Origin of the sequence: Aerosakkonema funiforme FACHB-1375, from assembly GCF_014696265.1 — a bacterium.
Taxonomy (GTDB): Bacteria; Cyanobacteriota; Cyanobacteriia; order Cyanobacteriales; family Aerosakkonemataceae; genus Aerosakkonema; species Aerosakkonema funiforme_A.
On record NZ_JACJPW010000101.1, the window covers coordinates 16940 to 30147 of the forward strand.

The window sequence follows — 13208 nt, forward strand, 5'->3', positions numbered from 1 at the left end:
CTCAAGCTGCACTACTATAAATACTCCTTCCCTGCCCAAAATAAGCATCGTAGACGTGCTGATACACCTCTTGGCACTTCTGCTCGTATAATTCGGCTGAATAACTCGGCGGCAACTTATCCAAAATCTCCTCAACTGTCACCTGTACCGCAGCGCGGGTTCGCTGTCGCTTGCGCCAATCCAACACCAGTTTCTCCCGCTTGAGCGTTTCTAATAACTCTTGCGCTACCTTCTTAACTTCCTGCTTTTCCTTTTCAGTTAAATTAATATCTGGTTTAGTCAGTAAATCCAAAATCGCTAATTCTTCCTCTGCCAGATTTTCAGAAATTGCCCGTTTATCTTCTACATTTAATTCTTGGGCAAACTCCACCAAATCTTGAAAGAAAGTTTCGATATTGCGACAGCCAGCATTATATTCATCAATCATCTGCTGGAATTTGTTTAAATAATTCATCCGGCTTTTATTTAGCTTGACCATCTGCGTTAGCTTCGTGCTAATTGCACCTTTAATTTTTTCGGCTTCCGTGCGTTTATAACCAGAGGCAAACTTAGCCTTTAATGCTTCAAAATCAATCTGGCTCAAATCGATGATTGGTTCCGATTCCGGGATAACATATTCTAAAGTACCAATCGACTGATCTAAAATCTCCTCAACGGTTGCTTTTACTTCGGAGATATCCACTGCTGGTGTCAAAGAACGAATGCGATCGCCAATCATGGTAAATAGATACTGCACTGAGGTAAAATCATCAGCAGCCGCATCTGGCAGAATGGCTTTGTAGAGTTTGGTTACGTTCCGAACAAGTGCCAAATACCGCTGCTTGGATTCATCATTAATTAGAATCGCTTCTACCGCATCTGAGATTAACTTGATGCGTTCAAATCCCACCGCAGGTTGCAATTTCTCTAAATCAATACCCCGTTCCGTACAGAAAGCAGTCGTTTCTGAGATTGCTTTCCGCAACTCCTCCACCAGCGCCGCCTTCGCCTGTACTGGGGTATCCCCTTCTTCCACCCCACCCCCAGAAGCAGAACCGTAAATCGCCAACGCCTTCTGCAAGTCGCGGAACACGCCAATATAATCAACAATTAGCCCATTTACTTTATCTTTAAACACCCGATTCGCCCTCGCAATCGTTTGCATCAGGGTGTGGTTCCGCATCGGTTTATCTAGATAGATTGTGGAACAACTGGGGACATCAAACCCCGTCATCCACATCGCACAAACAAACACAATTCGCAGCGGGTTTTCTGCATCTTTGAATTTCTCGTCTAAATCTTCATTAACTAACCGTTTCCGGTGGGATTGAATCTCTAAACCTTTTTTCCGAAAGGCTTCTACTTCATTCTGAGATTGAGAAATTATCACCGCCATATCGGTGGCTTGCATATATTGAATCGCAGCTTCCAGGGGTTCTCGTTCTATGGCTTCTGCGCTGTCTAATTGGCGTTGCAAGGTGGTTAAATGTTGTTGCCAGTATCCCCGTACTTTGTCGTACATTTTAACAGCAGTAAAGCGGTCAACGGAGATAACCATTGCTTTACCTTGGTGTCCTCTCCCTAAAAAGTGAGTTACTATATCTTGGGCGATCGCTTCTAACCTTTCTTCACGGGTAATTAAATGATATTCCCGTGCAAATTCGCGTTCTAGTTTGTTTTCTTCTTCCTCCTCTAAATCGGCAGATTCAATCGCCTCGGTAATATTTTCATTCAGTTCTGTATTGGTTAGTTGTAATTGCGGAATGCGGTTTTCATAATATAGCGGAACGGTGGCGTTATCTTCGATGGATTGTTTGAAATTGTAGATACTGATATAATCGCCAAACTCTCGTTTAGTTGCTTCTTCTCCGATGATTAAAGGCGTACCCGTAAAGCCGATAAATCCGGCATTGGGTAAAGCCTGTCTCATATTTTTAGCAAAGATATCATATTGGCTGCGGTGGGCTTCATCGGCGATGACAATTACATCATCGCGGTCGGAAAGTTTAGGATATTTTTCATCTTTTTTAGTGTGGAATTTTTGAATTAAAGTAAAAATATAACGGTGGTCTTCTTGTAAGAGTTGTTTTAAATGTTCGCCACTTTTCGCCCTCACTTCTTTTTCCGGTTCGGTGACTGCGCCAGTTTTAGCGAAATTCTTATAAATTTGGTTGTCTAAATCGTCTCGGTCGGTGATAATTACAAATGTCCAGTTACCGGGAATTTGGCGGTGAACTTTTTGGGAAAAGAACTGCATTGAGAAGCTTTTCCCGCTGCCTTGGGTGTGCCAGAATACGCCTAAGCGTCCTTGATTTTGGCGAATTTGTTTAACGGCTGCAATGGCATTGTTGACACCGAGATACTGGTGATTTTTGGCAACGAGTTTGATAATTTGACCTTTTTCTTCGCTAAATAAAGTGAAATTTTCGATGATATCCAATAATTTAGTTTTCTCGCAGGTTCCCCGAATGATGGTATCGAGGGAGATGATACCTTCTTCGCCTTCTGAGTTGATTTTCTGCCATTCCGCGAAGTGTTCCCAATTGGCGGTGACGCTACCGATACGGCTATCTGTACCGTTGGAGAGGATGACAATTCCGTTGTACCAGAAGAGTTGGGGAATGGTGTTTCGATAATCGCAGAAGTTGTTACGATAAGCTAAATCTAAGCGTTTGTGATGGGCTTTTAGTTCGATAAATAATAGGGGAATACCGTTTACAAAGCCGATTAAATCAGCGCGGCGGGTGTACATTTCGCCGGATACCCAGAATTGAGAAGCGAGGAAAAAGTTGTTTTCTGTTGGGGTTTTCCAGTTGATGATTTGGACTGTTTCGGTGATTTCTTCGTTGTCGCTGTTGCGGTAGGTGACTTTCACGCCATCTTTGAGTAGTTTGTAAGTTTCGCGGTTGGCGTTGGCGAGACTTAAGGCGCTTCTGTCGCGAGTGAGTTCTTCAATGGCGAGGTTAATTGCTTCGGTGGGGAGGGTGGGGTTGAGTTTTTCTAGGGATGGGCGAAGTTTGGAAATGAGGATGACTTCTGATTTGGTTTCTCGTCCTAATGTGTTGTTTGTACCGATTTTTTCGTAGTAGCAATTAGCGGTGGTGTAGCCGAGTTGTTCAAATAGGGCGATGGTTGCGAGTTCTAGGGCTTCTTCTGAGTCGGGGTGAGGCATATTGTTTTTAGATTAAAAGATAGGTTAATTTTAGCTTGATTAATTATTTTCTCCGGCTTGTTTGAGGGCGAATTCAATTACAGTTGTACTTAATCGAATTCCTTGGTTAATCATTTGTTGAATCGATTGTTTGATTGATAAAGGGTAGCCTTCCTGTTTGACACGTAATAAAATACCAATGGAACCTGTAACGGAAAGACCGCTTAATCTAGCAATGCGCCGTCCGACAGTTTCATCAATACAAACTGTTGGGATATTTTCATTTAAGGCTAATTGAATAACCGATGCTTCGCCGATGTCTAATGAGTTGAGGAGTAGAGGAGAAATATTCAGAGGGCTAGGCTGTTTTTGTAGCCAATTGGCAGCAGTAAATTCGGCAATAGCATAGTTACTAGAACCGCCGCTAAGAATTTCTTGGCAGACTTCCAAAGGAACTAATACTTCTGTATAAAGGGATTGCAAAATAGTTAAGTCACCCAAGGCGGCGACGAGGGCTATTAGCGGGGAAGTGTTAATCACAATTCTTTCGGAGTTAGGCATTCTCTAAATCAGATAGTAGTTCTTCTTCGGTCAGGTCAATCATGGGGATGCCGTAATCTTTTAATTTGAGGAGAAATGTAACTCTATCTACGCCAATTAAGGCTGCTGCCATACCGGAAGAAAGGCGTTTGAGTTCAAATAGTTTTACTGCCATTGCCCATTTAGCTTCTTGTTCAAATTGTTCTTTTGTTTGTTGGAGGGCATCGGGGAAGGTTTCTGGGTAGTCAATTTTGAGTTGGTAGGTCATAGGGGAATAATGGGGTTTATAATTGGTGGTTTAGGCGGCAATGTTTCCGGTGTTGATGTCGAGGTTTTCTACGTCTATTTCACCGGAGATGAGTTTAGGGAGGAGTAAGTCGCGGGTTTTACGGAGGTTAAGGTTTTTTCGTCCTAAATTGTCTAACAACTTATCGTTATTAGAGATAATTTGTTTAAATTTTTTCTGGATATGAGAAGGAGGAAGCAGTATTTTCATTTCCCGTAAAATCATTGTGTTAACGTTTTGAATAGCAGCTCCATAAGCGGAATTGTAAAAAAACTGCTGCTGTTCGCGAAAAAGATAATAGAGATATTCTTTTTCAACCCCGTTAAAGTTTATTAAATAGAGCCAGCCGTCATGTATACATCCGTCAACGCCTAGCAGTTGGGTATATCCTAAAGTGCCGCTAGCAGCTATAATTAATGAACCTTTCGGAAGTAAACGGCTAAATGATGCTCCATATTCATTTACTTTCTGTTTTGTTTCATACAAATACTTTCCAGATTTTGTAGCATCAGCAATTTTTATCCAGGGTATAGTTCCGCCTTCAAAATACTTTTGGTCTGCAATAGGGCGGGGCGATGAACCTCTACCTACTTCAGCTACATCACCAATTTTTACAACCTCCCAACCTTCAGGAATTAGACCCAATTCTGAATCAATCATTTTGACTTGTTGGTGTCCGGGGAAGCGGAAGTTGACGAACCACTCGCGGTAGAGCGATCGCGCCATCTCTTCCAATATCTTTATCCGCCGCATATTGTTTTCAATTAGGTCATCATAAGTTGAGAGAATACCAGCAATTTTTCGCTGTATTGGAAGAGGAGGAGTAAGAATATCAAATGACAATAATTTACTAACACTAAGATTGTCTTGAGTTGCTCCTTTAGTAATGCTTCTTAATTGGGGCTTAATTGTAGTTAGGTAATACTTAATAAAACGAACGTCAGATTTTTCTGAGTCAGCAATAAATCCAATAATGCTATCTGGAAAACAAGCTTTAAATTTGAGAATAGCTGTCTCTGCTGTATTTTCACCTGCATTGACTATGCAAAGAGTGTTTTTATCCCATATTTTGCTTTGAGCTAGTCCTAAATCACTATAAGTTTGCGAATACTTCGTAATATAAAACTCACTAGCTGTAACCTCAGCCGTTTGGATAAAAGGATGTTCTCCGCCATACAAAGATGGATCATTTCTGGGGCGATGTTTTGATTTCCCCCTTCCAACAAATCCTAGTTCATCAAGTTTTTTATAACTCCAACCAGGTTTTAGAGTTTTATTCACAGTATATTCCTCTTAAAATCTCAACTTTTAACTAACATTTCTTCTGACAGCCTCGTTTCACTCATTGCTTTACCTCAATCCTCATCTGACTCAGAAAACAACGATTTCAAATCGCGATATCCACTCACCACCCGCACAATTTCTACCCCATCCTCAATTACCCGATAAAGAATGATGTAATTCTCAAGCGGAATCCCCCGTAACGACGGCTCAACTTCAGCATAAGAACGCCCCATATTGGGAAACTTAACCAAGTTCTTGCATTTCTGCTCAAACCCATTCACAAATCGTTCGCCAGCTTCTAGACTCCGGCTCAAAAAATAATCCGAAATCTCATCTAAATCCTGACTCGCTTCTGGTGAAATAATGTAACGACTCATGCTTGATTCTCACCAGCTTTTTTGAGCTTATCCCGCAATCTAGCAATCACAACCTCGCCATCAATCCCTTCCCCCCTATCAAGCTGTGCTATGCCAATTGCTACTTTTTCCCTGGTTTCTTCCACCCATTTTTCATACTCTTTATCTCGTTCTTCCAGTAACCGTAACGCCTCAACGATGACATCATAAGCCGTTGCATATTTACCACTTTTGAGCTTTTCTTGAATTAACTGTTCTTCTTCCGGGTTAAACGTGATATTCATTCTCTTAAACTCCACAACTCATTAACTTTATTGTACTCATCCCTCAAGTACCCAAAATTTGCGCGACATTCTCAGCAATTCGTTCTTCTAACTCCCTCGCCTCCGCATTTAAAATTTCCAATTCCTCATTCAATTCTTCCAATTTTTCCGCAAAATCAAAATCCTCCACCGGACGTTCCGCCACTCCCACATAACGCCCTGGATTCAAACTCCAACCCTGCGCTTCAATTTCACCACTTGTCGCCACCCGACACAATCCCGCCACATCTTTATAAGCACCCTCTGGAAAATTAGTATCCAGTAAATTTTGACTGCCATTTTTCGTTTCCGGTGCTTCCCCTCGGTACAATCTAACAATATTAGAAATAAACTCCACCTGTTCGTCGGTAAACTCCCGGTGGGCGCGGTCAATTTGTCGGTAAATATGCCGCGCATCGATAAATAACACCTTTTCCTTACGCAGTGTTTTCGCCTTTCCCTTATCCAAAAACCACAAAGTACAAGGCAACGTTACCGTGTAAAAGAAATTAGAACTGATGGCAATCATCACATCCACTGCCCCAGTTTTAATCAACTGGTGGCGAACCTCCAATTCAGAACCCCGCGCATCCGAGGCAGAATTCGCCATCACAAATCCCGCCCGTCCCGTATCATTTAAAGCACTGTAGAATATCTGAATCCAAAGATAATTCGCATTGTCTACCTTCGGTTTAACAAACGGAAACCTGGGGTCATTTTCCAATCGTTCCTTATCCACTCCATCCACATTAAACGGTGGATTCGCCATCACGAAATCAAACTGCCCCACGCAATTGTGGATATCCTCATAATAAGTATTCCCCTGGCGGATATTCCGCAAACCAGAAACTCCGTGAACCGCCAAGTTCATCTGACACAGTTTAACCGTTCCTTCCGTCTTTTCTTGACCGTAAACGCTAATAGCAGTATTGGGGTCACGTCCTAATTTTTCGCTCACCCGCATCGCACTTTGCACGAACATTCCCCCCGCCCCACAAGCCGGGTCGAGAATCAATCCGTGATAAGGTTCGATGACTTCTACAATTAACTTAACTACAGAAATCGGCGTAAAAAACTCGCCGCCTTTTTGTCCTTCTTTTTGGGCAAAGTTACTCAAAAAATACTGATAAATTTCCCCAAAAGCATCCTCGCCAATTTCTGCTAATTTAATCCGATTAAACGTTTTCAATAACTCCCGTAGCGTCGGTTTTTCTAACCGATTGTAATCTTTGAGTAAAATTCCCTTTAATTCTTCATTTTCATCTTCAATCGCTTTCATCGCCTGATTAATTGCCGTGCCAATATCTTCGGCTTCTGGCAAATTCAGCAAATAATCAAACCGTGCTTTTTCGGTTAAATACAACGCCCCTTTCGCTTGATAGTCCAATTTGCCCACACTGCGGCGGCGGGTACTTACCCCGGCTAATTCCCGTTCCACCAGACTGAATTTATAATCGGCATAGCGCAAGAATATCAGCCCCAGTACGGGTACGGAGTATTCCGAGGGCTTGAGTTTGGAGTTAGCCCGGAGTTCGTCTGCTGCCTCCCAGAGGCGTTTTTCTAGTTCGGTATAGTTTGCTGGCATTTTATAAATTAGTATATTGATTCTCGCTGTTGAGCCTGTAGGGAACAGCGAAGGCGTAATTTACTATGGTAGCACGATGCAGTTGATGGAGTAGAAGCGATCGCTCTGGCAGACAGATACGTTGTCAAGCTACCGTTTAGTCTGGCATAAGAGTAGCACGGGCGTTGTAGCGATCGGCATGGATGGGCATAAGTCATCCTCTGAGTAATGCTGTAAGTGTGCCATTACCCAGATGCTATAGTATATTTCTCCTAAGCTAACTCATCGCTAACTGGCTGGGGCAAGCAATCATTACAGGAAACAATTAACACTAATCCAAATAAGCTCCAGGAAAAGGAAGCAACGCTAAATATCCTGCTTTATCCATCGGTCTAACATAGCAATAATAATCCTTGGAACTATCTGCCGATGCTCGCTTCCGCCACAATTCCAAATCTCCCAAAATCCTATTTTTCTCTTCCTTAGTCGGTGCATAATCGCTAGCTGCTTGGGGAATATTCGCACTCATAAAAATAGTAATGTATTGGTAAAGGTCATTTTTATTCCACCCATAAACACTCACGTTTGGCAATTGCCCTAACGCCAACACTGTAATCCCCAACGACCGCCCCAAACTAATAGCATCTCTGATAATTTTACCGCCGAATGTCTGCCCATTTCTCAGCTTTTCAGATTTGATGACATCCGGCTCAATAAACTCCCTTTCCCTCGACAATAGCAATTGCAATTCATCAATCAAGAAGAAAACTCGATTGAACTTCGGACACGGCTTATTATCGGCAAAACATTGTTGGTTGATGCTATTTCTTTCTGAGTACAGCTTCCTCAGATAAATAATCCCCTCATAAGCACTTGGGATAGTTACTCCGTTACTAGCAGTTACCGATTCAAACCCAATATAATCAGGCTCAAACAGTTTCCCATTAATTGTAAAAGTGGCGTAATCATCTACTTTTGGCTGAATGTAAATTACTTCGCAGTCTGGCTCTTTCCTAACAACTAAACCACAATAATTTTTAGCCAGTTCTGTTTTCCCTTTTCCCCTAGCTCCAAGGATGGCTAAATTCTTCCCATCTTTGGCAGCATCTTTGTATAAGATTTCCAACCAATTATCAGGCGCATCTTTAATTCTATCTAGTTCATCCCTCCTATCGATTTTTACCTCAATCCTCCCATTTTTAGCTTGGATTGTCGGCTGAGGAATATCAACCATTCCAGGTAAAATCTTAGCCACTATCTCTAATTTAGATGGCTCCCAGTAATTAGTTGGTTTGAGGTAAATCCTTTCTACTCCCTCTATCACTCTTTTTGAGATGAATTCTGATTGAATTCCTTGTTGAGCTAATGCTGTTTGAATCTGCGTAACTAGCTCATCAGCATCCGGCTTTTTAGCGGTGTATAGTTCGTTGAATAACTGCTCGTTCTGCTCTTTTAAACTGACGATTTCCGATTGGAGTTTTTGGATAATTACATTCTGGGCTTGGATTTCTAATTGAGCATTCTTGAGCAATTCTTTAGTTTGCCCCCGTTCGTCGCGTACATCAAGCCGGATGCGCTTTTCTTCTAACCTGAGCGCTTTTTCTTCTAACTTCAATTGTTCGGAGAATTTCTTTAAATCGGATTCTAACTTAAGCACATTATCTCGCCACTGATTTGTAGCTGCTAAATCAGCATCCAATTGAGCAATTTTGGCAGCGAAAGCCAGTTCTAATTCGGCTTTTTCAGTCTCTAGCTGTTGTTGCAGTTCTGAGAGCTTATAAGCCTCGCTTTCTTTCAAGAGAGCGATTTCCTTATTTTTGGATTCTGAAAGGTCTTGTAAAGCTTTTTGGTCAGCACTGAGGCGAGATTCATAGGACTCTCGTAAAACTTGTATTTCCTCTAGTTTCTTGGCCTCGGAAGATTCCAGTAATTGCTGTTGCCAAGTGTGGATACTTTGCAGTTCGTTGAGTTTGGTTTCAAGCTCGATGATTTTGGTTTGATTCAATTGCTCAATTTCCCGGCGACTGGGTACTTTAGCAACCAAGTAACTGCTAATTCCCAAGCCAGTAACGGCGGAGGGAATAGCTATGGCATAGTGACCGCTAGCGCTGGAGGCAATAGAGATAAGAAAAGCGGCTAAGTCAGCCGCATAGAGAGGTTTTAAATCCATAGTCCGGTGATGGCTAAACCGCTAATTATTGTTAGTTCTTCGGGGGGAGATTTCCGTTTCAGGTAAGCTGCTGTTAGCAGTAATCCGATTAATAAAAATGCTTTCCCTATCAGGTAAATTAGATATGGAAAATAGTGAGAGCGGTAGAGAAAGCTGATGATTTGAGAAAATGTGGCGGCGAGGAAATAACAAAATAATGCCTCTACTGCCAGTCTGTTGATGTCCATTGTTTCTCATTCTCTTGGGAGTGCTGATAAATCGGGGACTTGTCGATATTTAAGCTCGAATAATGAGGCGTTATCTTCTAAGTCTTTTTGAGCTTGTTGTAAGGCTAATAACGCGCTTTGACCCGCAGTAAGCAGGGATTGCTTATTGAGCAATGTCATCGCTCTTTCATAGCTCAATTGGTCTTGTAGTTGCTCGTTTTTCTGTTCGGTGATGTCGTTGGCAGTTCGGGCTGATTCGTAGCCTAGCTTGGCTTTTCTGATGCCTTCTTTACTGGTTTCTAAATCCCAGGTAGCTGCTTCTAATTGATTGGATTTGATATCGCGCTTAACTTCTAGGATTGAAATATCAAGCCCTCTGATATCTTGCTCGATACTCTCTTTTTGGTATTCGTACTCGAATTTGGTGAGTTTTTGACTCATTTTTCACGCTCCGCTCTTCAGTAGATTTTGTATCTGTGAGGATTTCATTTTTTCCATTGTTTGTAAAATTCCTCTACTTTTTGATTTTGTTTGGTAACGGTAATTTGGGCTGTTTTGAGTTGTTTGTCTTTTTCGGCCAGTTGTTTTTCTAGGTTGGCTATTCGATTATTCAAATTGTTGATTTCTAATGTCTGTCTGCCTTCTACGAATAGCGTCCCGATGCCAAAGGCAATTATTCCAACGAAGATGATTTTGATAGCTTCTATTGGCATTTGAGCCTCCAATAAGCCAGTGGAGCAATGCCACTGGCTGAATGTGAGAGGATTTATTTAGCTCCCTTTTGCTTCTTTGGGAGTGGAGCCAATGGTCTGTTCTTGGTTGGACTTAGGCCATTGGCTCTTTGGATTTGGGTGGGGGTGGATAAATTCGATCGCATCACGTTGACCAGATTTACTGCTGTGAGTGTGGATAGAACAAATAAGACCCCCATCGCCGCATAAGTAGAGGGTCGGTTTAGCTCTCTGTCAATCCGGCGTTTAAGAGCAACTTTGACCCGCTCGACGATAAGAGATACTTGGGGTCTAGGTCTGATACCTCCAAAACTGAGAATTCGGCATCAATCAAATCGTTCAATTCCTCAACTGCAAGGTCGTCTAGACTTCCGTAATCCCCAGACTCCAAATCGCGGACTAGCCCGACTACGGCAGCACTAACGACCTGCTTTTTCATGGAGTCTTTGAGGTTTCCTGCCAACTTGCCCAAATCACCTTTAATGGAGCCAGAAGGTTTTTGAGTTGTGGTTTTGGTGTGATTGGTTGGCTGCTGGTTTTGGGCGTACCGCTTGCAGGCACTTTTGAGGGTGGCACGCCGATTCGATTTGAGGATGGACACTACGGCGGCTAAAGCCTCGTCTGTGGGGTCGATGCCAAGTTTGGTTAGCTCATCGGATATTTGTTGCTTGCGGCTGGCTGAGATTGAAATGGTGGTCATTTTAGTCAACTCCGTTAATTCTTAGCATTTCGATAGCTTTCTTCCGTCCCATAAGCGCAGCTAGTTCTCGGAATCGCCTTAAGGCTGCAAAAGATTTACCGTCTAACCCCGGTTCGTAACGTGAGTTGTCAAACTCCGATTTGCCGAGCTTTTTTCTCAGTAGCGCTCGATCGCGTCTTAAGGTTTCCTCTGAAATCCCAAGTTCAGATGCAGCAAGCGCTAGCGGCACGTAATCCACTGTGGACTTCATGTTGGTTCATTGGCTGAGTTGTGCTGACTTACTGAGGGCAAAGCGAACGCGATCTGGTTGTCCCCCGAAGGTGGTTGCCGTTCGGTCACAGTTCCCTTATGGGTGTTATCATAGCAAAACTTCATGCAATCGTGAATTCATGAATTAATACAAAATATCAGCTTTAGAGTCTCATGAGAAAATGAATTCAAGAAATCAAGAGACGAAAGGAACTTTGGTAACCAGACGTGACGATCCAGGCTACGCTCAAGTGAGCGGCTACATTCCTAAAGAGCTTGCACTTCGATTCAAGGTTGCTTGTACGGAGGATGAAACCACTCAAAGTGAAGGATTAGAAGAAGCTGTTCAGCTTTGGCTGGAAAAAAGAGAACGGACAAAGCACAATAGGTCAGGTGGGAGCTGACTCCAAGTAAACATGGCGAAAATTAACCCTTTTGCCTTGCCACGATCGCCAGTGGCAACAGCGATCGCTGTTGTTTCCTCTCTATCCCTACAACTTACCAAGCGATCGGAACTGCCCGCCATGCGGCAATTTACTTTTTCATGCAAAGCGATCGCGCCTGGATATAGGCAGGTCGATCGACCTGGCACAGCAATAGTCAAGCTGGTAATTTAACTGATGGGGGTTTGGGGGTGGATAAGTCCCTCGCTATAGATAAGGGCGATTTAAGACAACGCAGTTGTTGCGCCCGATATTTTAGCGATGGGAATTATCCACCCCCCTTGCAAATTTTATCCGGTCAATCCCGGTAAAATTTGCAAGCAATCCGAGCATTCTTACTAGAGATTGCATATAATAGTAAGAGGAGGGAATCTATGCGACATCAAGCTGTCAAAGTCAGGCTGTATCCAACAGTTGAACAACAGAAGATACTAAGTCAGCACTTTGGTTGCGCTCGTTGGTGGTGGAACTATGCACTCAATTTGTGCATTGAAACCTACAAGACAACGGGTAAAGGTTTGAGTCAGTCTGCATTGAATACATTCCTTCCAAAGCTCAAGAAACAAGAAGAAACACAATGGCTGTCTGAGTGTTACTCGCAGGTTTTGCAGGCTACTACACTCAACCTGGTGACTGCTTATAAAAACTTCTTTGACGGTAGAGCTAAATATCCTCGGTTTAAAGCGAAGAAAAATAGGCAGTCAATCCAGTATCCACAGTCAGTCAAGGTAGTTGATGGGTGTCTCAAATTTCCGGGTCGTGTTGGTGTTGTCAAAGCCAAACTTCACCGACCTATTGCAGGAGCAATCAAGACTGTAACTCTCAGTATGACTCCATCAGGCAGGTATTATGCTTCCGTGTTGAGGTCGATGGATGGAGATAGTCCAACACCTAGCGCAGACGGAAAAGTTGCAGGTATTGACTTGGGATTGAAAGATTTTGCCGTTGTTAACGATGGGGTTAAAACGTCCAAATACGCCAATCCCAAGCACCTAGCTAAGCATGAACGCAACCTTAAAAGGAAACAGCAAAAATTAGCAAGGTCGGAGAAAGGGAGCAAGTCAAGAGATAAAGCCAGAAGATTAGTTGCTAGGGTTCACGAGCGAGTTTCAAATGTCCGTACTGACTACTTGCATAAGCTAAGTAGTCGGACAAAAGTAATCGACACTGTATGAACTTTTGTTAAGGCACTTGCAGGAGTGCCTTCGCACAGCGTGCCGTAGGCATATCGTGCATCGGCACAATTA

15 protein-coding genes and 1 pseudogene are annotated in these 13208 nt (G+C 42.8%); 3 read left to right on the forward strand and 13 right to left on the reverse strand.

The window, feature by feature from the left end:
* Position 1: 1 nt before the first annotated feature.
* The 13 genes from H6G03_RS28775 to H6G03_RS28840 form a co-directional block, all read right to left on the reverse strand.
* Positions 2-3151: a type I restriction endonuclease subunit R gene (locus H6G03_RS28775; RefSeq protein ID WP_190472398.1), complete on the reverse strand. Its 3150-nt coding sequence runs from the start codon at positions 3149-3151 to the stop codon at positions 2-4.
* Between the two features lie 39 nt (positions 3152-3190).
* On the reverse strand, positions 3191-3691 hold the full coding sequence (locus H6G03_RS28780; protein ID WP_190472401.1) for a DUF3368 domain-containing protein: 501 nt from the start codon (positions 3689-3691) through the stop codon (positions 3191-3193).
* Positions 3684-3938, reverse strand: a complete 255-nt coding sequence (locus tag H6G03_RS28785) for a UPF0175 family protein (RefSeq protein WP_190472405.1) — start codon at positions 3936-3938, stop codon at positions 3684-3686. The genes H6G03_RS28780 and H6G03_RS28785 overlap by 8 nt, the downstream gene beginning before the upstream one ends.
* Positions 3939-3968: 30 nt before the next feature.
* Complete coding sequence (locus tag H6G03_RS39355) at positions 3969-5237, reverse strand: restriction endonuclease subunit S (RefSeq protein WP_190472408.1); 1269 nt, start codon at positions 5235-5237, stop codon at positions 3969-3971.
* 74 nt (positions 5238-5311) lie between these two features.
* Positions 5312-5617 (reverse strand): type II toxin-antitoxin system RelE/ParE family toxin, encoded by a 306-nt coding sequence (locus H6G03_RS28795; protein WP_190472411.1) that lies wholly within the window; start codon positions 5615-5617, stop codon positions 5312-5314.
* Positions 5614-5880, reverse strand: coding sequence for a ribbon-helix-helix domain-containing protein (locus H6G03_RS28800; RefSeq protein ID WP_190472413.1), 267 nt, complete (start codon positions 5878-5880; stop codon positions 5614-5616). Before H6G03_RS28800 ends, H6G03_RS28795 begins: the two co-directional genes overlap by 4 nt.
* A gap of 43 nt (positions 5881-5923) precedes the next feature.
* Positions 5924-7483, reverse strand: a complete 1560-nt coding sequence (locus H6G03_RS28805) for a type I restriction-modification system subunit M (protein ID WP_190472416.1) — start codon at positions 7481-7483, stop codon at positions 5924-5926.
* Between the two features lie 310 nt (positions 7484-7793).
* Positions 7794-9632, reverse strand: a complete 1839-nt coding sequence (locus H6G03_RS28815) for a coiled-coil domain-containing protein (protein WP_190472423.1) — start codon at positions 9630-9632, stop codon at positions 7794-7796.
* The gene (locus H6G03_RS28820) at positions 9623-9859 is read right to left on the reverse strand and encodes a hypothetical protein (protein WP_190472425.1); all 237 of its coding nucleotides are present in this window, start codon (positions 9857-9859) and stop codon (positions 9623-9625) included. The genes H6G03_RS28815 and H6G03_RS28820 overlap by 10 nt, the downstream gene beginning before the upstream one ends.
* Positions 9860-9865: 6 nt before the next feature.
* Positions 9866-10279 carry a hypothetical protein gene (locus H6G03_RS28825; RefSeq protein WP_190472428.1) on the reverse strand — a complete coding sequence of 138 codons (414 nt, stop codon included), beginning with the start codon at positions 10277-10279 and terminating at the stop codon, positions 9866-9868.
* A 44-nt stretch (positions 10280-10323) separates the two neighbouring features.
* Positions 10324-10551 (reverse strand): hypothetical protein, encoded by a 228-nt coding sequence (locus H6G03_RS28830; RefSeq protein WP_190472430.1) that lies wholly within the window; start codon positions 10549-10551, stop codon positions 10324-10326.
* Positions 10552-10792: 241 nt separating this feature from the next.
* Positions 10793-11269, reverse strand: a complete 477-nt coding sequence (locus H6G03_RS28835) for a hypothetical protein (RefSeq protein WP_190472433.1) — start codon at positions 11267-11269, stop codon at positions 10793-10795.
* A 1-nt stretch (position 11270) separates the two neighbouring features.
* Positions 11271-11519, reverse strand: a complete 249-nt coding sequence (locus H6G03_RS28840; protein WP_190472438.1) for a hypothetical protein — start codon at positions 11517-11519, stop codon at positions 11271-11273.
* Between the two features lie 181 nt (positions 11520-11700).
* Here H6G03_RS28840 and H6G03_RS28845 point away from each other — a divergent pair, with 181 nt between their 5' ends.
* From H6G03_RS28845 to H6G03_RS28855, 3 genes and pseudogenes are all read left to right on the forward strand, one after another.
* Positions 11701-11922 (forward strand): hypothetical protein, encoded by a 222-nt coding sequence (locus tag H6G03_RS28845; RefSeq protein ID WP_190472439.1) that lies wholly within the window; start codon positions 11701-11703, stop codon positions 11920-11922.
* Positions 11923-11934: 12 nt separating this feature from the next.
* Positions 11935-12135: a hypothetical protein gene (locus H6G03_RS28850; RefSeq protein WP_190472442.1), complete on the forward strand. Its 201-nt coding sequence runs from the start codon at positions 11935-11937 to the stop codon at positions 12133-12135.
* Between the two features lie 200 nt (positions 12136-12335).
* Positions 12336-13112 (forward strand): annotated as a pseudogene (locus H6G03_RS28855) (RNA-guided endonuclease InsQ/TnpB family protein); the annotation flags it as partial.
* Positions 13113-13208: the final 96 nt, after the last annotated feature.

Excerpts from the sequence above, each read along its gene's own strand:
- H6G03_RS28775 (WP_190472398.1), bottom strand. The coding sequence starts at position 3,151 with ATGCCTCACCCCGACTCAGAAGAAGCCCTAGAACTCGCAACCATCGCC.
- H6G03_RS28780 (WP_190472401.1), bottom strand. The coding sequence starts at position 3,691 with ATGCCTAACTCCGAAAGAATTGTGATTAACACTTCCCCGCTAATAGCC.
- H6G03_RS28785 (WP_190472405.1), bottom strand. The coding sequence starts at position 3,938 with ATGACCTACCAACTCAAAATTGACTACCCAGAAACCTTCCCCGATGCC.
- H6G03_RS28795 (WP_190472411.1), bottom strand. The coding sequence starts at position 5,617 with ATGAGTCGTTACATTATTTCACCAGAAGCGAGTCAGGATTTAGATGAG.
- H6G03_RS28800 (WP_190472413.1), bottom strand. The coding sequence starts at position 5,880 with ATGAATATCACGTTTAACCCGGAAGAAGAACAGTTAATTCAAGAAAAG.
- H6G03_RS28805 (WP_190472416.1), bottom strand. The coding sequence starts at position 7,483 with ATGCCAGCAAACTATACCGAACTAGAAAAACGCCTCTGGGAGGCAGCA.
- H6G03_RS28815 (WP_190472423.1), bottom strand. The coding sequence starts at position 9,632 with ATGGATTTAAAACCTCTCTATGCGGCTGACTTAGCCGCTTTTCTTATC.
- H6G03_RS28820 (WP_190472425.1), bottom strand. The coding sequence starts at position 9,859 with ATGGACATCAACAGACTGGCAGTAGAGGCATTATTTTGTTATTTCCTC.
- H6G03_RS28825 (WP_190472428.1), bottom strand. The coding sequence starts at position 10,279 with ATGAGTCAAAAACTCACCAAATTCGAGTACGAATACCAAAAAGAGAGT.
- H6G03_RS28830 (WP_190472430.1), bottom strand. The coding sequence starts at position 10,551 with ATGCCAATAGAAGCTATCAAAATCATCTTCGTTGGAATAATTGCCTTT.
- H6G03_RS28835 (WP_190472433.1), bottom strand. The coding sequence starts at position 11,269 with ATGACCACCATTTCAATCTCAGCCAGCCGCAAGCAACAAATATCCGAT.
- H6G03_RS28840 (WP_190472438.1), bottom strand. The coding sequence starts at position 11,519 with ATGAAGTCCACAGTGGATTACGTGCCGCTAGCGCTTGCTGCATCTGAA.
- H6G03_RS28845 (WP_190472439.1), top strand. The coding sequence starts at position 11,701 with ATGAATTCAAGAAATCAAGAGACGAAAGGAACTTTGGTAACCAGACGT.
- H6G03_RS28850 (WP_190472442.1), top strand. The coding sequence starts at position 11,935 with ATGGCGAAAATTAACCCTTTTGCCTTGCCACGATCGCCAGTGGCAACA.